We start from the raw sequence: 19,491 nt of genomic DNA on the forward strand, positions 1-19,491 counted from the left end.
GGGAACCCTGGCACGCAAGTGTCCTCTGATTGTCCATTCCTTCACCAATAGGTTTTGACTACACCCGTGTAAAAATCGATTTCATTGGTTGTTCCATCGAAATTGGCTTTTGGGCAATTTTGGGGCTTTAAAGAGCGTTAATTGTTTTTATTTGATGAAATCTGCTTATTTTTTAGACAAATTAAGCCACAAAGCGCATTGTTACACAGAATTCCTATAAAAGGGTATTTGGTCGGTTTTCGCAACTTCAACAATGATAGGTAGTTGTTGCTTTATAGGAAATGGGTCATATAACTACACCTGCTTTATCATAAGTAACAGCAACATCAAAGCCGGGAAATGCCATGACACAAGTAGATGATGCTAATACTACGACTACGACGACACAAACCCTGTTTGCGTTACAAGATATGCGACTCCTTATCCTTAAATAATCTCAATGAAAATAATCTCAAGGAAAATGACACTACCTATATCACAATAGGGAATGGGGAACAAGTTCTTTATTATGCTCAATGCCTTAAAGCTAATTATTAATCATTATTAAATACTGCAACAAGAGCAAGTACTGTAACAATAAAAACAGCAATGCCTGCAGCAAAAAGCTGCATATCTACTCCTTGTACTCATTATCTATCTTCGATGACGACCTCTACTTCCACTCCAGCATTAACCTCAACAAAAACCTGGATTTGGCAAGGCTTTCCCATTTGCTACCAAACCCAAGGAACCACCGGACCAGCCGTTATCTTAGTGCATGGCTTCGGAGCATCATGGTGTCACTGGCGGAAAAATATACCCGTGCTCGCGGATAACTGCCGTGTCTATGCTATTGATTTGATTGGGTTTGGCAGTTCAGCGAAACCAAAACCTGGTGAGAAAATTGCTTACACAATTGAAACTTGGGGACAGCAAGTGGCAGATTTTTGCCGTGAGGTCGTGGGTGAACCTGCTTTTTTAATTGCTAACTCCATTGGCTGTATTGTAGTAATGCAAGCAGCAGTAAGTAACCCAGACATCGCATTAGGAGTTGCACTGCTCAACTGTTCCCTGCGGCTATTGCATGATCGCAAGCGGGCAACTTTACCGTGGCATCGGCGCTTCGGAGCGCCCATACTTCAACGTATACTATCTGTCAAACCAATTGGCGACTTCTTTTTTAATCAAGTCGCCAAACCGAAAACAGTACGAAAAATTCTTCTGCAAGCGTATGCTAATTCTGAAGCAGTCACAGAAGAGTTAGTAGATATACTCACAGCACCAGCACAAGATCCAGGAGCTGTAGCTGTTTTCCTCGCCTTTACCTCTTATTCCTCAGGTCCTTTAGCTGAAGACCTTTTACCTGAACTACCCTGTCCAGCGATGATCTTATGGGGAACAGCAGATCCTTGGGAACCAGTTGAGTTAGGTAGAGAGTTAGCCAACTTTCCACAAGTGCAAAAGTTTATTCCTTTAGAAGGCGTGGGGCATTGTCCCCAAGATGAAACTCATGAAGTGGTGAATTTGATTATACAAGACTGGATTTGGAAGCAATCAGCCACGAACCCAATACGGCAACTTAGTTAGATAAGTTGATTTGCTCCTGCTTACGAATCCCACGGCGCGATTGTCTTTGCCCTCAGGAGTGCCGTAGGCATACCTGGAACCGTGGGAGTGTAAACTCAGTATCCTTATTTGTTATTTGACACTCCGAGCGCCTAAAGGCATGGGGATTCCTGCTTCATTGGGAGTTCCAAACAAGCGGACGAATCGACTCTTTCAGATTACTTTACCCGAAGCCGCCCTTGCACCGACTGCCCGACGGCACTGAGGCTATTTATTAAGCTTTTCTAACACTCCCACATTTGTACAAGATTTTGGGATTATTGCCCCCAGGGTTGGTGGCTCAGGAGTTGTCCACTCGACCTACTAGGCTTTTTATATGTGCGCATTACCGCCAAAGAACAGTTTAGCAGCAACCTACACACAATTACAACCTAAAAAGACAATTGACAAATATAAAGCCGCCCTAGAAGGGCGGGGGTTTATACCCAGATTTTTGGTAAAAAAACTTCTTGCAAAAATAGATTTATCGTAACAGCAGAACACAGAACACAGAACGCAGAACACAAATATAAAGCAAATTTTACTTCTGAACGGCAGTTGCTTTATGCCGGGGAACACTTTCACCAGTTGCAGCTCGGTGGGAAACCTTACCAAGAGCACTGGTTCACCACCGCACTGCCTCCTCCTGAGTCCTGAGTCCTGAATTCTGCTGTAAGCTGTTGCTAGAACATTCGTGACACTCAAGCTTAAGGTTGGACAGGGTTCTCAAGGATTTCTCTGTGTTGTAACCAATCCTTACCCACTTGAATACTAATATCAGATCCGAGATTGCCAGTGCTTTCTACTCGCACTTCTCCAATTCCTAAAGTGTTGCGAATTGATTCGGCACTGCTACCATCTCCTTGTTGGGCAACAATATGAGTCACTTCTAAGGGTTCACCCCAGCTTTTAGCTACGTAGACGTTAGTATAGCCAGATTTTTCTAATGCTCTAATCAAAGGTCGGAGATTAGCTTTATCGCTACCTGTGCTGTCTTGAATTGCGATTCGCAAAGAAGCCGGATTTACTACCTGAGGTGTAGAATCTGTTTCCACTTCAAAGTGCTGAGCCACCATACTATTAATGCGCTGGCTATCTGGAATCCAGTAGCCCCCTTGTTGACCAAATTGACCAGGTAGCATTAACATTTGCATATTGGAGCGGTTTGTTCTTAGCCCAAAACCCACCAGTGCTCCTACCTCCTCAAGTGTTAAGTTAGTATCAATGTGTTCTTTAACGACGTTAAGAACTTTGGGCAATTGAGTGACGAGCGCTGGGTTGAGAGATTGCTCCATCAGCGCTCGCATGACCATTTGCTGTCGCTGAATTCGACCAATGTCTCCATTCTCATCACGTCGGAAGCGCAGAAGTTGTAGTGCCTGATCGCCGTTGAGATGCTGTTTTCCTTTCTTCAAATTGATATATAAGTGCTGAGAATCATCTTGATATTTCATATCTTTGGGTACGTAAACTGTGACTCCACCCAAAGCGTCAATCAGCTTACCAACTCCCAAAACGTTAATCCGAATATAGCGATCAATTCCTACCCCGTCCAAGAGGTTACTAACAGTTTTGGCAGTTAAAGCAGGTCCACCAATAACATTTGTGGAATTAATTTTTTTGAAACCGTGTCCATCTATTTGTGTACGGGTATCTCTGGGAATAGAAAGCATGACTAATTTTTTCTTCTCTGGATCAAATTTGATCAAGAGCATGACATCAGCAAGACCATCAAAGGAGTTGACTTGGGGCAGATATTTAAGATTTTTAGTTTCACCGGGAGGGTTTCGCACATCGGGCGGAAGTACGCTCATCCCCATGATTAAGATATTCACCGGGCGAGTTAATTCTGAAAATCGTAACCCACTCCCGGAAATGCGATCGCCATCAAACACCGCCGCTTCATCTGCACTTAAAGAAGCTTGCATTAAAGGTGTACTTGTTAAAGAAACTGCCAACAGCGCCCCTGCAGTTGCTGACACCATTGCAATACCGCTCATAGCCACCCAAAACCACAACCACCGTCCAGATTTATGGTTGCTGGCATTTTTATCACTTAAATTGTTAGTGTTTGTGGAATGGTTTTCTTGCGCCGAAGTTCTTTGAATGGTCACTGACTTCCTCACACTTACTGAATAAAATCCGGAAAATCTGCTGCTATGGAAACAGAGAAATTAACCCATAATACCTAACTCTTAGATTATCAGTGGTAAATTTGCCACTAAGAGTGTTAACCAAAACACTTATTGCAGTAATTCTCCTATTTTTTGGCAAATCCGGAGAGGTTTTCTTGAAGTATGATAATCGCAAAAGAGATTTAACTAGAGTTGTTAGGAAAATTAAGCGTAGTTTTTTGGCATATACAAGTAGAAACACTGCCAGTTGCCTTGATCCCTTAAGATTTAACATAGTTATTTGCATGCGCACTATCGAGGCGAAGCGACTTGCAACGGACAACCGCTTTGATTTGCCTTTAGCTACACGAACAATTAACCAGATACGAACCAAAAAGTAGCTAGAGGTGAGAAAGCTATTAAGGATAAGTAGACGCAGTGTTAAAAAGTCTGAAGTTACCGCCCCAGCCGCTAGCAAGAGGTAACCCAAAAGCCAGATCAATACCAAAGTTATTGACAGACGACTCACAGCAAGTTGTTCCCGACTTCCCTGACGGTGGTACGTCCATAGAGATAGGAAAAAACCAATGATTGGAATCAAGTACAAAAGCAGCCTCCTACCAGGAGTGGCAATACTGGGGATGAGCGGTTGGGGATGAGAAATTACCAATAGAGAAAATTCTTCCCCGAACGTCAATCCCCAATTCGCAGTTCCCATAGCAAAATTTTTCATTTGGGTAAGTGTAATCCTAAACAAGAGGGATGAATCACAGTCATGTAGTCAGAGATAATAAGCTATAGAAAAGAATTTTATTTAGTTGTATCCCGTAATCGGCAGATGCAGACACGCAAGCTCTTAAACTGGTGGCAAACACTCACACCCTTAGCACGATTTTTGGCGATCGCTCTGTTCGCTCCACTGCTAGTGCTCAACGGTTGGGCGATTTCAGCAATTTTTCATTACTTTCACTCGCTCATTGTCATTTTAGTCGGAGCGTCAGTGCTAGCGTTTCTGCTCAACTACCCTGTAAGTTGGATGGTGCGTCATGGTGCCAAGCGAGAGCAAGTTGCTATTTTAGTCTTTTTACTCGCTTTATCGATTTTACTGGCGTTGGGTGTCACTCTCTTCCCGTTAGCTCTGACCCAAGCTCAGCAACTGGTGGCTCGTATACCAGAATTAATTGATTCTGGGCGATCGCAGTTGATGATGCTCAACGAGAAAGCAGAAAGCTTTGGCTTACCGATTAACCTTGATGCTTTAGTAGTACAAATTAACGACCGTGTCAAGGGACAGTTGCAGGCGATCGCCGGACAAGTTTTGAATCTGGCGGTTGTCACATTCACCAGCCTCCTGGACTTTGTTTTGACAATGGTGTTGACTTTCTTTCTCTTACAGCATGGAGATGAACTTTGGCAGAGTTTGGTAGATTGGCTACCGAGCAAATTTCGCGAGCCTTTTTCTCAAACAATACGCCTGAGCTTTCAAAATTTCTTCATCACCCAGCTCATTTTATCTACCTGTATGGCGTCAGCCCTGATTACCACCTTTTTGTGGTTGAAAGTCCCATTTGGTCTGCTCTTTGGCTTAACTATTGGCATCATGGCTCTCGTTCCCTATGGAGGAACTGTAGGTATTGCCACCACGACCTTACTTGTAGCATTACAAGATGTTTGGATGGGGGCAAGGATGTTAATTGCCGCCGTCATTGTGCAGCAAATTTTGGAAAACATTCTCGGTCCCCGCATTTTAGGGACTTTTACGGGTTTAAATCCAGTTTGGGCACTTGTTTCAGTTTTGACAGGTGCAAGGGTTGGTGGGCTTTTGGGTGTCATTGTGGCGGTACCCACCGCTGTTGTTATTAAGACTGCTTTAAGTGCTTTGCGTCCTTCTGCTTCCAGTCATAATGTGGAGGTAGTTTCTGAAGGCAGTGGAGAATCTTATAACGCCCAAACTGATAACACTGCTGTTGATAATCTAACGCGCTCAGAAGCTCATTCGGTTGAGGTAGCTGCACCCGTTGTTGGAGAAGCATCGCCTCCAAATGTTCAAGCTAACCGTTCTGATGCCAATCCTTCTAAGACTGTGGCTCCACAATTGAACCCATAAACAAAAGGCTTCCTGTCTGATTATCCCGAATCGCACAGAAGAAAGGACGGTCAACAATCATTCGGAATGGCTCTTGTGTTGGTACTTGAGCTGACAGTGGTACAATTGTCACCGAAGTGGCAGCAGCAGCTTCTGTACCTTCTTCATTAACCTCAACAAAAGTTTTATGCTTGACCTCGCTCATTTTTAAATTTTTACCCATGAGCGAAAAATTGGCTTTGTTGCTGAAAGCTTCACCCATACCTAAAGCTGTCAGAGCATTATTCAGCGTCACGTCATAGTCCATTTTAAAGCGAGGCAAGCGAACAAATCCCTCCCGTTTGCTGAACTGAGTCATCCAATTTTCCCAGTTCTCTGCATTCAGGTTTTGATAAAAGCTTTTTAGGCTAGAGTTCTGTTTCGGTAAGAAAATATAAAAGCTAATCTTACCATCTTGACCATAAGGTAAACTGACTGCCTGAAATTGTTCATTATCATAGTATCTATAGTCATCTGATTGCGACATCATTGGGTGCTGTTTCTGCTTACCTGACAATAGGTAAAATGGATATTCTGCTGTTTGCTGTTTGTCGAATTCATTTGTCCAGCTACCTTTAAAATAGATAGCATTGATGAGAAATAACACTTGATCCGGTTCGATTTTTTCAACTATTTTGTTAATTTTTCCGCGTGTATTCTCATTAACCCAATTATTGATGATGTCAGGCGCACCTGCATCTGTAAAGTTTAAATTTGTAACCTTAGCTGTGTAAAAATCTTTATTTCTTTGCAAGAAATCTGGTTTAAAGTTGGTGTCTTTGTTTGCCCAAAGCGAATTAGCAATTGTCAGTTGCACTTTCGGGTCTGGGTTTTCTAGTAATTTTTTCAGCGCCGCGTTAGAGGAGTTAATTTGTTCCAAGTTCAACCCCTGTAACTCCAGCGTTTTAGTCATTGCTTCTTTTGTAGTGCCACTCGCACCGTTGTAAGTCATGGCAAGGGCAATTGCTACACTAGAAGGTGAAACAAAAATGTTACTGCCTGGGTCTTTTTCCAAAACTTCCGAAAACAGTTTAAACCCAAATTTGGTGTTGGCAGCAATAAGTTTGCTGTCAGGATTTGATGCTGATTTTGATATAGGAGATTCTGAGCGAGGTAGACGTGATTGGGCAAACGCACTCGTGCTAGTATTAACTTGAGAGCATCCTATGACACCCATAAGCACAACGCTAGCAGCAGCCAAAACGTAACGTCTCCCCAAACGAACACCGTAACGTCTTTGCAGGAACTTTTCCCGAGCATTGCTGAATTTCTGCTTCATGTTACCACCATTATCGCCAGAGTCTGTGTTTTGACTATGGCATCTTAGGTGACATGATCTCTAAGCCGTTACAGTTTTGGCAACAGTAATTGTACAGTTTTTGATTTTCTTTGGGTAACAGGTGATTAGGGTGATTAGTCAATAAGTATTAATAACTAAATTGGGTTAATAACTGCTGCTCGCGCACCTCCGTAATATCAAAAATATCAAAGAAGAAATCTCAATTTACTTAAGGTTATTTATTCCTAAATAATTGTTAAATACATCTCCCTCCCTCCCTCCCTCATCTCCTACTTCACAGGTATAGTCCACCAAGCTAAAGCATAGGGTTGAGTTGCTTGGTTGAACTGCTTTTGAAATTGAACACGGATTTTGTAATTACCAGTAGTAGGAACGGGACAGAAAATATGTTCTACACTATCAACTTGACTGATTGAGGAACATATAGCGTTAGCATTTCCATTATCATCAGCGTTGACTAGATAAAGGTTGAGGTTGTTTAAGCCGCGATTGCGAAAATTTTCTCCTGCATCAAACTGACCGTTTTTATTCTTATCATTGAGTTCTACTAATCTATCCCAAGCTAAGGAGATAGAAACAAAACTCCCCTGCTTTAGGGGTTTTGCTAGCTGGTATTCTACAGATTTCTCTGCATTGACTGTGCGATAATCCCAGCCAATAGCTGGTACAGTTTGCGCTGGATTCCATTGAAGAGCGCTAAATTGTTGGTAAGCACGAAACGCGTTCAAATGACCAGCTCCCATTTGGGCATCCAAGGGAATTTTTGGGTCTTTGTATGCATCAGAAGCCAGCCAGTCTTGATTTTGTTTATCAATCAGCGATCGCGTCATTCCTAAACGCAAACCATCGCCATTATCTTGGACTTTGTCTGCGGAATTCAGCAGTACTGCTTTCATCACTTCATGTCTGCGAGAATCTATGCTCCAGTTGCGTTGTTTTGTGCGCAGTTGTCTGTCACCGAACTCCTGCAATAAGGCTACTGTAGCCGTTACCTGAGGCGATGCAAAACTCGTACCCGTGACTTTATTATTTTTCCCATCTGGATTGAGCAAAGGAATGTTATTTCCAGGAGCAACTAGACCAATCGCACGACGCGGACCAAGATTAATTTCCTTTCCTGCAAGCCGCATCATCATTAGTTCACTCACAGCAGCCAAATTAGAAACGTCTACTTTATTAAAAATTCCTCCCCGACGCGATGAAAAAGCCACGTTCATTCCATTAAAATTATCAGTAGGTATGGGAATGCCGCCCTTTCCCTGATTGCCTGCAATGACATATAAACTATTGTGAACGCGAGTAGACCAGTCAATACATAAAGTGAGTAAGGCGTTACCATCTAAAAGAGCGTCTGGTCGTGGGTCACGGTTTAAAGGTTCACCAAAGCTAAAGTTAATCGCGCGGACATCTCCCCCATTTTGTAGCGCTACATGTTGCGCAGACAAACACTCCTGTGGTTGACCTAAGCTTTTACCACCACCTACTGCAGAGGAATACAGCCTTGCTCCTGGGGCAATTCCACGAAAGCCTTTATCTGTACTGACCATGATACTAGCTACATTGTAGGCGTGGGGGTCAACACCCGTATTTGACTTAGCAGGTGCATTGCGGAGGAACGCTCCTGCTAAGGAGACTGCGCGATTTTTAGAGACTGCTTTATCCAACCCGAACTTTCCCGGACGCCCAATCTCCACTTGACCAATAGCAATCTTGCGACCAATTAAATTATATGGAGGTTGGTGTAGTCTAAGAGCATCAATACCATTGGTTCCAAAAGGAGATTCTACAGCAGCAAGTACCGGCGCACCTAAGCAACAAGCACTCAATCCGCAAATTATCCAAGTTTGTTTGTTCGGCATAGTTTCAGTTAACAGATGAGCGCTAGCTCAAGTTTTGTTAAAATACTTACAGACGAGGACGCTTAGAACCCACGAGCCATGACCCAAACGCAATCAAAAAAGCCCATTGTAATAGCTCCATCCATCCTATCAGCAGATTTTAGTCGTCTAGGAGACGAAGTGCGTGCTGTAGATCAGGCTGGCGCAGATTGGATTCATGTAGATGTAATGGACGGTCGTTTTGTACCTAATATTACAATAGGTCCTTTGGTTGTGGAGGCGATTCGTCCAGTGACGCAAAAACCTCTGGACGTCCACTTGATGATTGTAGAGCCAGAAAAGTACGTAGAGGATTTTGCTAAGGCAGGAGCAGATCACATCTATGTTCATGCCGAACACAATGCTCCCCCACCTGCACCGTACGTTGGGGCAAATCAAAGAACTTGGTAAAAAAGCGGGAGTGGTACTTAACCCCGGTAGCCCACTAGAGCTGATTGAGTATGTCCTGGAGCTGTGTGACTTGGTGTTGATTATGAGCGTCAACCCGGGTTTTGGCGGTCAAAGCTTTATCCCCGAAGTCGTGCCAAAAATCCGCAAACTGCGTCAAATGTGTGATGAACGCGGTCTTGATCCTTGGATTGAAGTGGATGGGGGACTCAAGGCAAATAATACCTGGCAGGTTTTGGAAGCTGGGGCAAATGCGATCGTTGCTGGTTCAGCAGTGTTTAAGGCTAAGGATTATGCTGAAGCAATAGAGGGTATTCGCAACAGCAAGCGTCCTACTCCGCAACTAGCAACAGCTTAAATAAACCTGTTTTCAGTTGAATGCAATAAAAGTTTGTAGGCTGAGATCAAGCCTAGAGTTGCAACAGTGAGTCGGCGAAGCCTCCAAACCCTGGTTACCAGGTTGAACTTGGTAACGAGATATTAGAGCCTCTAGCTCTTGTTGGGTGCAAGATCTGAGTAGGGGCACAGCATGCTGTGCCCCTACCTTATGTATTAGGACAATATCTTATGTTCAGTTTCTCGCCCAACGGGTTCCCTTCCAAATAAAAATAAACAAAGTTCCTGCGACCAAAGCACCAAGATTCCATTTTGCAGAAGTCTTAATCAAGTTTAGACCTCGCAGCGATTGAGTTGCTTCTGCTTGAGTCTTTATCTGTTTCTTAGCTTGCGAGACTTCTGATAGAAGTTGATTTTTTAATTCATCAGGGCTTTTGCCATCTATTTCGCGACCTTGGCTCTTCAAAAACTTACTTATTTGTTCAGGTGAGGCTTTACTCACCTGCTGTTCCAATTGTTCAGCCTGAGAAGCTTGTTGAGTAGATACAGTTTGAATTTGAGCTGTACTTTGAGTATTTAACCGAATGGTGTTAGTCAGTCCTAAAGGTATCAGGAGAAAAAACAATATTCCAAATACTAAAGTCAACCAAGATAAAACTTTTAAAATAGGAAGTTCTAATTTTGTTCGCGAATGTAGCTCTCCAAAAAACACTAATACTAGCCCAATTAAAGGTACTGGTACCCTTTCAACTAGCGCCCCAATTGTTTGAAACTCCCAAGCAGGGTTCATAAAATTGGGCGGGATAAACATCACAATGATGTCGAACAATGCCAATAACAACAGACCGTAGCCCAGCACTCGTACTATTGTCATTGAGCCTTGCTGACTGAAGGCAAACTCTTGTAGTTCTTGAACTATAGGGTTGAATTTATCGCCACTTGATTTTGTCATTTTGCTTATAGAATATTAGAGAAAAATTGATGATATTTTAGGACTTAGGAAAGCGTGGTTGCCACCACTGATACCAAGAAAACCAAGCATTTTCTAAAACTTGGTAAGCCGCTTCAGGGGAAGATTTCTTTAAGGGAATTGATAAATGCGCCCAAAGACAGCGCTTGTCTTTGAAACCTTCCTGACCCAATAACCAAGACAGGAACCGTTGAGGTTGCAGGTCAGAGAAATACTGATTTTGGTCAAACTGTTTTTGAGTAAATGTACTGCCGCCTTGTGAGTTAATACAGGCACTGAGATAAGCTCGCTGCTTGTCAACTCCAACACCGTAATAGCCTACTCCTTCTCGCTGACGCACATTAGCAGACGATGAAATGGATGTGTATTCCCTAAAAAGCCTTTCACCATCTCCATCGGTCAAATAGCGCATTTCGATATCTAGAAACAAGTCATTTTTCATGTACCGATAATGCTTTTGAGCGAGGAGTGTTGAATGCTCCTTTTTTGACTTTGTTAAGGGAGGACTTATACTGAGTTGCCACTGTGATAACGGAACTCGTTCAGGGAACACAAACGGAGCGACTGCACGTTTGTCTTTTGTAGGAAGCAATACTACACTTCCCAACACCAAGACGACGCTACTAAAAGTCAGTGCTAAAAGCGGTACGCGGAATTGTTTCCAAATCACTTTGATGACTCCGTAGCGTCTTTATTTCTTAATTCAGCCTTTCCAAGTAAGAACCAGCATAATAATCCAAAGAGTAAGACAGCAATCAGTGAAAATAATAGGGAACCATCACCTTCATGCCAGTAGTCAAATGCTGCCATCTGTCGTTGTGCTACCAAGATAGCCATTAAAGCAACTCGTGCCCCGTTGACAATAAACCCCAAACTAACAGCTATTATCGGTACAAGAATTTTTTTCTTCCCATTCTGAGGAAACATTAAGAGAAAAAGTAGTGCTAAACCCAGCATTTGAAAGATAAGTTCTATCCCTGAACAGCCAGAATAAACTTCTACGCTTCCCGTTGGGAGACTAATAAGAATTCCATTTCGAGTGACTGGAAAACCTGTGTACCAAAGAGCAAAACCTGCAAACTTGGCAGTTAAAGGAGATATATCAGTTAGCGATGTGGGTAATAATTTGGGTACGGTGATAAAAAACAGGACAAGTAATTCACCTCCATATTGTTTTAAGCCCTTAAAGCCAGACGCCATCAACGCCAGCCCAAAAGCAAAAATCACTGGTGAGATATACAAGAAACCACCAAGACTTGTTAAAGATATAGTCTTTATAAGTAACAGTGCAATCAGTGATAGACCAAAAAAGCTGGAGAAAATATCGCTTTCTAAATTTAAACTGTGGCGTTTATCCCAAATTAGAGAAGATATAGCTGCCCAAAATAGAAAACTCATGCCTAAAAGGCTGGAATTGTCAGCTTTCCAGGTGAGAGTCAGGTGAATGGCAATGTACGCTGCGCCGATGGCTAATAGCCAGAATTGGGGATATTTTAGTTGTGAGGCTGCGGTGAGGTGGGAAGCTTTCATAGTACTGGCTTTTCCCTACCTCATACCAAATGTTTCTACGGCAATATATTTTGCTTTAGAGCAAGCTTTGCGTAATTTTCTTCTAATCTGAAATCTAGTCATTAGACTCACTCCTAAATGCAGGTAAAAGTTGATGGTAGATTTACCCTGGAGTGAGATTCGCTAGCATCTCAAACTAATTGTATGTGAAATTTCCTATACTTTTGCAGTATCTTTTTGTTGCTGCTTGTATTTGCGGCGTAGAGCTGCACCGACGCCACCTGCTGCTAATGAACCCAATATAGTCAGAGGTTCGGGAACAGGTTGGGAACTATCGGAGGTAGAACGTAAGCTCAGACCGTTGATCGCAAAGTCTTCTGGGGAAAAAGAAGCATTAGGTACACTAAACTGCAAGCGAGAAATATTGGCTGTATCGCTACCTATGCCAATAAAAATTGCAGAGCCATCGCGCCTAGAATTGCTGTTACCTAGACGGGTAAAATTGCCTAGAGTATTTCCAACGCTATCAAATGCTGTGATGATTGCCGTGAAGGTACCGAAGTAATTGCTCTGAATTTGTGCGCCAGCACGGTCTACAGGATTAGCAAAATTAATTGTTATTGGACCTAAATTCTCTCCTGTCGCGAGAAGACGATCGCCTGGTGAAAAATTGCCAAACCACCCGCTACCTTGATTGACTTGATCGAGCCTCTGGAAATTATCGGTTGGCTTACTGACGTTCAAAATGTTACCATTGACTGAATTAATCGAAAAAGGATTGGAAATACTCGTAGAATTAGAGCCGAGATTGCCCCAATCGACCGAATCGTTGCCAGCCAAATCAGTACGGCTGGTAAATCCAATGGTTGCAGCTTGCACTGCACTTTGAGCAGTCGCAACACCAAGGATAGTCACTGTTGCTAATGCTAAACTAGTCTTGCCTAAGTTTAGCCCTGACTTTGTTGGACTAACACTTATCTGTCTCACGCCAAGTGTTGCTTTAGTAACATATTTTGCTTTAGAACAAGCTTTACGTAACTTTCTTCTAACCTGAAATCTAGTCATTGAACTCACTCCTATGAATAGGTAAAGATTCCGGTAGATTTACCCTGGAGTGAGATTTGCTAACATCTCAAAATAAGTGCATGTAAAAAACGCTACCACAGGCTAAAGTTCAACCTGTCGCATTTCGTATAGATAAAATAACGGCAACTCTTAACGAGTTCTCGCCTTTAAGGTGCTAGCGGTGTTTTCAGTAATGATTCTGGAAAATCTTTATTCAAGAGTGTTACTGTTTACACAGGCAAAATCAAGTACTTTTATTTTGTCTTAACGCAAACTTTAAATTTAGATATCTTATAAGTATATATTTGCCACTGCCAAAAGTTAGGTTTTATAAGGTTTACACACAATTCCTCACCTAACATGTTGTGTAAAAATTTTGTAAATTTGGGGGTAAGTACCTAGACTGTTTATCGCACGTTGATTTACCCCACCCCTTAATCCCCTCCCCGCAAGCGGGGAGGGGAGGTTTTGGCGTTAGACAAAACCGGGGTGGGGTAAAGCGTGTTGTATCCAAACGAGAACCGCTATTAATAGAAAAGGTGGGCTACTTGCCCACTCCCAACAAATCTACGAACCCAACACTCAATCAACACTTACTTGTGATGACTACCCAACCACTTAGCTGCTGCAACTCCTAAAACGGCTGCAACAACGGGGTTGCTGAGAAACTTGATAATACCTGGTTGCTCTGCCAACACTTCACGGAAGATGTCGGGATGGTTATGATACGCGAAGGATGCAAGTTTGCTGACATCATCAGCGCTCATCCGCCCAGGAACATGGGTGGAAAGACCAAGTTGTTGCTCTAGATGGCGATCATCCAATCCTCTTTGCTTGAAGTGCTTGAAGAAAGCACGAGCGACATCATCCCGCTCATTGGGTTTAATTTGAGCGATCGCCTTTTGCAATTCTGGCTCCATTTGCTTGGCTGGAATGTTGTCATGATGCAAAGACCGACCAAACAGCTGACGGCGTTCTTCGTGTGTTGACCGATGGGCAAAGTCGTCAAAATTGTCGTACTGTGTTGTTGAAGCGGCGGTGGTATCATCTAGGGATTCAACATCTCCCTTAGCCAAATCATTCATGATTTGACGTCTATATTGGTCGCTGCTACTCACTGTAGTGATCTCCTTTTTCTCGTCAAAATTCTTAAATCAACTGACTGCGCTCAAACTTTTGATGCAAATTCAGGTATTACGTGTACTGAACTTGTTTTGTTTGCACATCATACTGAGTTGTCAAAATCAGTTTTTTGTCTGGCGCATATACCAAAACTGTTAAGTCTTGATTGGGGAAGTTCTTGTGAAAACCTTCTACCAGTGATTTTGCTAAGGCGCGGACATCGCTAGGAGGAACTTTCGAGGAAATAACAACGCCTAATTTATTGTTGTCACGCACAAAAGCATCTGTAATTAATCCCTTGGATGCTTGCACAACCCAGTCACCAAAGCTTTGGGCTGCTGGGCTATCTCCTCGCTCTAATTGTCCATAGGCGACATCCCGACCAACGACTGGGGAATTGACTGTGCGGTCAGCTTGCGTTGCGGTACCACCGCCACAAGCGGTAGTTAACGTTAAGACTAAAATCAAGACACATGCTGCCAAGATTTTACGGCTCTGCTGAAGCAGACTCATCTTTATTGCCTCCAAAAAATCATTTTTAAAACCAACTTCAATAGAAGGTTTGTTCAAGTTAGTTGAGTCTAAATTGTTTGAAGTTTGAATTTTTATGCAAGAGATTAGTCAGGGCTTCTAATCCTTTTGTCATTTGCCCTTAATCTCAAGTACTTTGTTAAAAAGCGAAGTCCGCTTAAGCGGACTTCATTAAACCCGCGCTTTTACAATACGCGTTTAGATTGCTGCAAATTCTAACAATCTGGTATTTATTTAGAGTTCCCCTCTATCAGATACCTAAAATTTCCGCAGCCAGGGTCTATTCTAGTCAAGATTCTTCTTGACGTTATCTTTCACGTCTTCAACGCCGTGACGTACTTCACCTTCAGCTTGCTTTGCTTTACCTTCTGCTTTATCTTCTGGATCGCCAGTGATATTTCCTACTGCTTCTTGAGCTTTACCTTCAATGTTTTTAGCAGTTGCTTTGGCGCGATCTTCTAGGCTCATTTTGACCTCCTAATTTTTTATGAACTTTGTCTCAAAGTTGATTCGTAACTTTGAAATTCATTCTTTGTTATCACCCTTACAACTTAGCTTAATATTTTGGTTAGAGCCTTCCGCCTCAAGATATATTAGTTCCCTATACTCAAAGAGTGAGAAGAAGTAACTAATAACTACTTATTGACCGCTATTTAATTATTTATAAATTTTGGATAGCGTAACACCCAATCCTTTTCATTCTCAGGTGTTACTGATAAGTCATAACACATGCTATTTGTTAATAAAAAACCCAGTTTTTGCAAAAAAACTGGGTTGATAAAGCTATATGTAATATTTTTTCTCTAATCTAGAAAACCCATCAAAGCTTCAGAATCGTCTATAGTATTTGATGCAACTGGGCGATTGCCCATGACAGAGTATGTTTCAGAAATAACCAGATCACTTGAACCAATTGGACGAGTTCCAGATATATTAACACTGCCAACAGTGTGGAATGTGTTTGCAGCAATAGGGCGTATACCCATTATGTTCTTTGTCTCTACAACTTGCAAATGACTGGAGGTCACTGGACGTATCCCAGAGATAGCTAGTGTATCTGTTACTTCCAGTTTACCTAGCAATTCTATCTCTTTTGACTTATCACCATTCTGCTCGACGTTATTTGTATTCAAACTTTTACCCTGATTATTTTCCACGGTATTTTCTCCCTTGAGCTTCAAATGCTTTTGCCGAGGACTCACTGCTTTACTAGAGCTAGTCATGCTCATATCCTCTCACTTTTTGATTGTTAATTTATTTTACAATATTCTGGGAAAGTTAAATTTTTCCTTAATGTTTAAGTTTAACTTTAAAAAATCTTATAGGGATATAATGTTCTTCAAAACCAATACATAAATAAACATTTATCGAAAAGTTTTGTAAAGTTTAATAAATAAAGATTGCAGGTAATCATCAGGTGCAATGGCAGCAGGATACTCGCAACTGTGTAGCGTAGGAAGCAATTGCATTCGCTACCATAAGATAGGGTACTGGACAGTGAAATTTTATGACAGAATTTGGTCTTCAAGCTCCCTTTCAACCAACAGGCGATCAGCCACAAGCGATCGCTCAACTGACCGCTAGTATAAACGCTGGCAATAGGTATCAAACTTTACTGGGAGCCACGGGAACGGGTAAGACATTCTCGATAGCATCAGTCATTGAAAAAGTAGGAAAACCCACTTCGTCCTTGCTCATAACAAAACTCTCGCAGCACAACTGTGTAATGAATTGCGAGAATTCTTTCCTGATAACGCAGTTGAGTATTTCGTCAGCTACTACGATTATTATCAACCGGAAGCATATATTCCTGTCAGTGATACATATATAGAAAAAACAGCTTCGATTAACGATGAAATTGATATGTTGCGACACTCGGCGACGCGATCGCTGTTTGAACGTCGCGATGTTATCGTTGTTGCATCTATTAGTTGCATCTACGGTTTAGGAATTCCCTCAGAATACCTTAAAGCCGCTATTCCCTTTCAAGTCGGGCTGGAAGTCAACCAACGGGAAATACTGAAAGAATTGGTATCAGTTCAGTATAGCCGTAACGATGTGGAATTGGGTCGGGGGCGTTTTCGTGTCCGGGGTGATGTGTTGGAAATTGGTCCAGCGTATGAAGACCGAATCATTCGCGTGGAGTTTTTTGGTGATGAAATTGACGCTATTCGTTACGTTGACCCCGTGACAGGTGAAATTATCAAGAGTGTAGAAGCTTTGAATATTTACCCTGCGCGTCACTTTGTCACTCCTGAAGAAAGATTAGAAGCGGCTTGCGATGCGATCGCAGCAGAACTCAAAGAGCGCAAAGCACAATTAGAGGAAGCAGGGAAATTACTCGAAGCGCAACGTATAGACCAGCGGACGCGCTATGACTTGGAAATGTTGCGCGAGGTGGGTTATTGCAACGGTGTGGAAAACTATTCCCGCCATTTAGCAGGACGCATTGCAGGCGAACCACCCGAGTGTTTGATTGATTATTTTCCCAAAGATTGGCTGTTGGTGATAGACGAATCTCACGTTAGTGTACCGCAGATACGCGGGATGTATAATGGCGACCAAGCACGCAAAAAAGTGTTAATTGAGCATGGATTTCGTCTTCCCAGTGCGGCTGATAACCGTCCACTCAAGGCGGAGGAATTTTGGACAAAGGTAAATCAGTGTATTTTTGTTTCCGCCACCCCAGGAGATTGGGAACTCGAAGTTTCAGAAGGTCATGTGGCGGAACAAATCATTAGACCAACTGGAGTGATTGACCCAGAAATCATTGTCCGTCCTACAGAAGGGCAAATTGATGATTTGTTGGGCGAAATCAAAGACAGAGTTGACCGCAAAGAGCGTGTGCTGATTACAACACTGACTAAGCGCATGGCAGAGGATTTAACCGAGTATCTGCAAGACAACGGTATTCGGGTGAGGTATCTGCATTCGGAAATCAATTCGATTGAGCGAATTGAGATTTTGCAGGATTTACGCGATGGCAAATTTGATGTGTTAGTTGGTGTAAACTTGCTGCGGGAAGGGTTAGATTTACCGGAGGTTTCTCTGGTGGCGATTTTGGATGCAGATAAAGAAGGCTTTTTGCGTGCAGAACGTTCTTTGATCCAAACGATTGGGAGAGCAGCGCGTCATGTGCGAGGACAAGCAATTATGTATGCTGATAACCTGACCCATAGCATGATTAGAGCTATGGAAGAAACCGAGAGGCGTCGCAATATTCAGGAGGCTTACAACCGGATGCACGGAATTACACCACAACCGATTGTGAGAAGATCGCGTAATGCAATTTTGTCTTTCTTAGAAGTATCGCGGCGATTAAATGCAACTGAGTTAGAAACAGTTGAGCAACACATCGATGAATTTCCTTTAGAAGAGATTCCAGGGTTTATTACCCAACTGGAAGCACAGATGAAAGAAGCAGCCAAAAAACTAGAGTTTGAGGAGGCGGCGAAGTTGCGCGATCGCATTAAGCAGCTGCGGGATAAATTGGTGGGACGTTAATTAGCTCTTCTGTAAGAACCCAAAATACGATTGGTGATGTTGTTATATCATGTGCGGTTATATAGCGCTTTGCAACCCTTGTAAGCTACACCAAAGAAATATTGAACCACAGATGGACACAGATGGACACAGATAAATAATTACTTCATTCAATTGAGTTGCGCTATGTAATCGGCAGGAAGTTCGTAGTGAGGACTTTAGTCCTCTTGAGTGATCAAGCTAGGACTGAAGTCCTTACCACAAATAAATTTTATTATGGGCAATTAAGCAAACATGATGTGATATGGACTCTCAAATTCAGGCATACCTGCGATTTGCGGCAAGCCGCGAACGCAACACAGAGCGAATTGGCCCATTCCTGGCGACTTTTACCCCGCACAATGACAACCCCTTCCTCAACTACGCTATTCCCGACGATGTTGCCACACCGTCGTCTGCTGACGTTGTTGCTCTGATTACCGCCTACGAACGACGTTCGCGGATACCACGCCTCGAATACATTCCACATCTCGCACCAGTTGTTGAGGGCGCGCTGTTAACTGCTGGCTTCGTGGTTGAGGGGCGTCTTGAACTCATGACCTGCATTCCTGGTTCAGAGCAGATTCTGCCCTTGCCTCCAGATATCGAATTGGTCGTGCCAGTTACTGACGCTGAATTGCTCGCCACCGTTGCAGTTCAAAATGAAGCCTACGGCGCTCCCCCGCCAGGTTCTGATGCTGTCGCGCGACTTCGGGCGAGCTTGGCAGCAGGACAGATTGCAGTCCTTGCCCGGGTTACGGCGACAGGCGAACCCGTGGGAGCTGGGGTGTGTTCTGTGCCGGATAGTGGGATGACTGAGATTGCAGGTATCGGCGTCCGTGTTCCCTTCCGCCGACGCGGTGTGGCAGGCGCGCTTACAACGCGGCTAGTGCGTGAAGCCTTCGACGTGGGCGTTTCCGTGGCTTTCCTAATGGCGGCTCACGAAGCAGAAGCGCGGATCTACATACGCGCAGGATTCTCCTCAATCGGAGAAATTCTGCACATTTCGCGCCCGCGTATGTAGTAGG

General features: G+C 43.1%; 14 protein-coding genes and 3 pseudogenes. 5 read left to right on the forward strand and 12 right to left on the reverse strand.

Translation table 11 applies throughout. The features are described from left to right. Positions 1-642 precede the first annotated feature (642 nt). Positions 643-1,566, forward strand: a complete 924-nt coding sequence (locus V5G28_RS18550; RefSeq protein WP_332987365.1) for an alpha/beta fold hydrolase — start codon at positions 643-645, stop codon at positions 1,564-1,566. A gap of 725 nt (positions 1,567-2,291) precedes the next feature. Here the strand turns inward: V5G28_RS18550 and V5G28_RS18555 are convergent. Next, complete coding sequence (locus V5G28_RS18555) at positions 2,292-3,698, reverse strand: LCP family protein (protein ID WP_332987324.1); 1,407 nt, start codon at positions 3,696-3,698, stop codon at positions 2,292-2,294. Positions 3,699-4,008: 310 nt separating this feature from the next. Further along, a pseudogene (locus V5G28_RS18560) lies at positions 4,009-4,416 on the reverse strand (hypothetical protein); the annotation flags it as partial. 120 nt (positions 4,417-4,536) lie between these two features. Between V5G28_RS18560 and V5G28_RS18565 the strand changes: the two are divergent. Continuing rightward, a complete protein-coding gene (locus V5G28_RS18565) occupies positions 4,537-5,805 on the forward strand; it encodes an AI-2E family transporter (RefSeq protein ID WP_332987325.1) in 1,269 nt (422 codons plus the stop codon). On the opposite strand, the gene V5G28_RS18570 is transcribed toward V5G28_RS18565, so the two are convergent. Together V5G28_RS18570 and V5G28_RS18575 are read right to left on the reverse strand one after the other, a co-directional pair. Further along, the gene (locus tag V5G28_RS18570) at positions 5,774-7,102 is read right to left on the reverse strand and encodes a serpin family protein (RefSeq protein WP_332987326.1); all 1,329 of its coding nucleotides are present in this window, start codon (positions 7,100-7,102) and stop codon (positions 5,774-5,776) included. The genes V5G28_RS18565 and V5G28_RS18570 overlap by 32 nt on opposite strands. 290 nt (positions 7,103-7,392) lie before the next feature. Next, on the reverse strand, positions 7,393-8,982 hold the full coding sequence (locus V5G28_RS18575) for a S8 family serine peptidase (protein ID WP_332987327.1): 1,590 nt from the start codon (positions 8,980-8,982) through the stop codon (positions 7,393-7,395). A 78-nt stretch (positions 8,983-9,060) separates the two neighbouring features. Here V5G28_RS18575 and rpe point away from each other — a divergent pair. Further along, a pseudogene (gene rpe, locus V5G28_RS18580) lies at positions 9,061-9,766 on the forward strand (ribulose-phosphate 3-epimerase). A 213-nt stretch (positions 9,767-9,979) separates the two neighbouring features. Here the strand turns inward: rpe and hpsJ-A are convergent. The 8 genes from hpsJ-A to V5G28_RS18620 form a co-directional block, all read right to left on the reverse strand. Then, positions 9,980-10,696 (reverse strand): HpsJ-like protein, cyanoexosortase A-associated, encoded by a 717-nt coding sequence (gene hpsJ-A / locus V5G28_RS18585; RefSeq protein ID WP_332987328.1) that lies wholly within the window; start codon positions 10,694-10,696, stop codon positions 9,980-9,982. Between the two features lie 37 nt (positions 10,697-10,733). After that, a complete protein-coding gene (locus tag V5G28_RS18590) occupies positions 10,734-11,384 on the reverse strand; it encodes a cyanoexosortase A system-associated protein (RefSeq protein WP_332987329.1) in 651 nt (216 codons plus the stop codon). Next, complete coding sequence (gene crtA, locus V5G28_RS18595) at positions 11,381-12,244, reverse strand: cyanoexosortase A (RefSeq protein WP_332987330.1); 864 nt, start codon at positions 12,242-12,244, stop codon at positions 11,381-11,383. The genes V5G28_RS18590 and crtA overlap by 4 nt, the downstream gene beginning before the upstream one ends. A gap of 195 nt (positions 12,245-12,439) precedes the next feature. After that, complete coding sequence (locus V5G28_RS18600) at positions 12,440-13,288, reverse strand: PEP-CTERM sorting domain-containing protein (protein ID WP_332987331.1); 849 nt, start codon at positions 13,286-13,288, stop codon at positions 12,440-12,442. A 593-nt stretch (positions 13,289-13,881) separates the two neighbouring features. Beyond that, the gene (locus tag V5G28_RS18605; RefSeq protein ID WP_332987332.1) at positions 13,882-14,406 is read right to left on the reverse strand and encodes a hypothetical protein; all 525 of its coding nucleotides are present in this window, start codon (positions 14,404-14,406) and stop codon (positions 13,882-13,884) included. 76 nt (positions 14,407-14,482) lie between these two features. Next, a complete protein-coding gene (locus V5G28_RS18610) occupies positions 14,483-14,923 on the reverse strand; it encodes a hypothetical protein (RefSeq protein ID WP_332987333.1) in 441 nt (146 codons plus the stop codon). Positions 14,924-15,226: 303 nt separating this feature from the next. Further along, complete coding sequence (locus tag V5G28_RS18615) at positions 15,227-15,409, reverse strand: CsbD family protein (protein ID WP_332987334.1); 183 nt, start codon at positions 15,407-15,409, stop codon at positions 15,227-15,229. A gap of 335 nt (positions 15,410-15,744) precedes the next feature. Next, a complete protein-coding gene (locus tag V5G28_RS18620; RefSeq protein ID WP_096569633.1) occupies positions 15,745-16,170 on the reverse strand; it encodes a hypothetical protein in 426 nt (141 codons plus the stop codon). Between the two features lie 278 nt (positions 16,171-16,448). Between V5G28_RS18620 and uvrB the strand changes: the two are divergent. Further along, a pseudogene (uvrB, locus tag V5G28_RS18625) lies at positions 16,449-18,445 on the forward strand (excinuclease ABC subunit UvrB). 283 nt (positions 18,446-18,728) lie between these two features. Then, positions 18,729-19,487 (forward strand): GNAT family N-acetyltransferase, encoded by a 759-nt coding sequence (locus V5G28_RS18630; RefSeq protein WP_332987336.1) that lies wholly within the window; start codon positions 18,729-18,731, stop codon positions 19,485-19,487. Positions 19,488-19,491 lie beyond the last annotated feature (4 nt).

It is taken from the genome of Scytonema sp. PRP1, assembly GCF_036697665.2.
Lineage (GTDB): Bacteria > Cyanobacteriota > Cyanobacteriia > Cyanobacteriales > Nostocaceae > Kalymmatonema > Kalymmatonema gypsitolerans.

Excerpts from the sequence above, each read along its gene's own strand:
- V5G28_RS18550 (WP_332987365.1), top strand. The coding sequence starts at position 643 with ATGACGACCTCTACTTCCACTCCAGCATTAACCTCAACAAAAACCTGG.
- V5G28_RS18565 (WP_332987325.1), top strand. The coding sequence starts at position 4,537 with ATGCAGACACGCAAGCTCTTAAACTGGTGGCAAACACTCACACCCTTA.
- V5G28_RS18570 (WP_332987326.1), bottom strand. The coding sequence starts at position 7,102 with ATGAAGCAGAAATTCAGCAATGCTCGGGAAAAGTTCCTGCAAAGACGT.
- V5G28_RS18575 (WP_332987327.1), bottom strand. The coding sequence starts at position 8,982 with ATGCCGAACAAACAAACTTGGATAATTTGCGGATTGAGTGCTTGTTGC.
- hpsJ-A (WP_332987328.1), bottom strand. The coding sequence starts at position 10,696 with ATGACAAAATCAAGTGGCGATAAATTCAACCCTATAGTTCAAGAACTA.
- crtA (WP_332987330.1), bottom strand. The coding sequence starts at position 12,244 with ATGAAAGCTTCCCACCTCACCGCAGCCTCACAACTAAAATATCCCCAA.
- V5G28_RS18600 (WP_332987331.1), bottom strand. The coding sequence starts at position 13,288 with ATGACTAGATTTCAGGTTAGAAGAAAGTTACGTAAAGCTTGTTCTAAA.
- V5G28_RS18610 (WP_332987333.1), bottom strand. The coding sequence starts at position 14,923 with ATGAGTCTGCTTCAGCAGAGCCGTAAAATCTTGGCAGCATGTGTCTTG.
- V5G28_RS18615 (WP_332987334.1), bottom strand. The coding sequence starts at position 15,409 with ATGAGCCTAGAAGATCGCGCCAAAGCAACTGCTAAAAACATTGAAGGT.
- V5G28_RS18620 (WP_096569633.1), bottom strand. The coding sequence starts at position 16,170 with ATGAGCATGACTAGCTCTAGTAAAGCAGTGAGTCCTCGGCAAAAGCAT.
- V5G28_RS18630 (WP_332987336.1), top strand. The coding sequence starts at position 18,729 with ATGGACTCTCAAATTCAGGCATACCTGCGATTTGCGGCAAGCCGCGAA.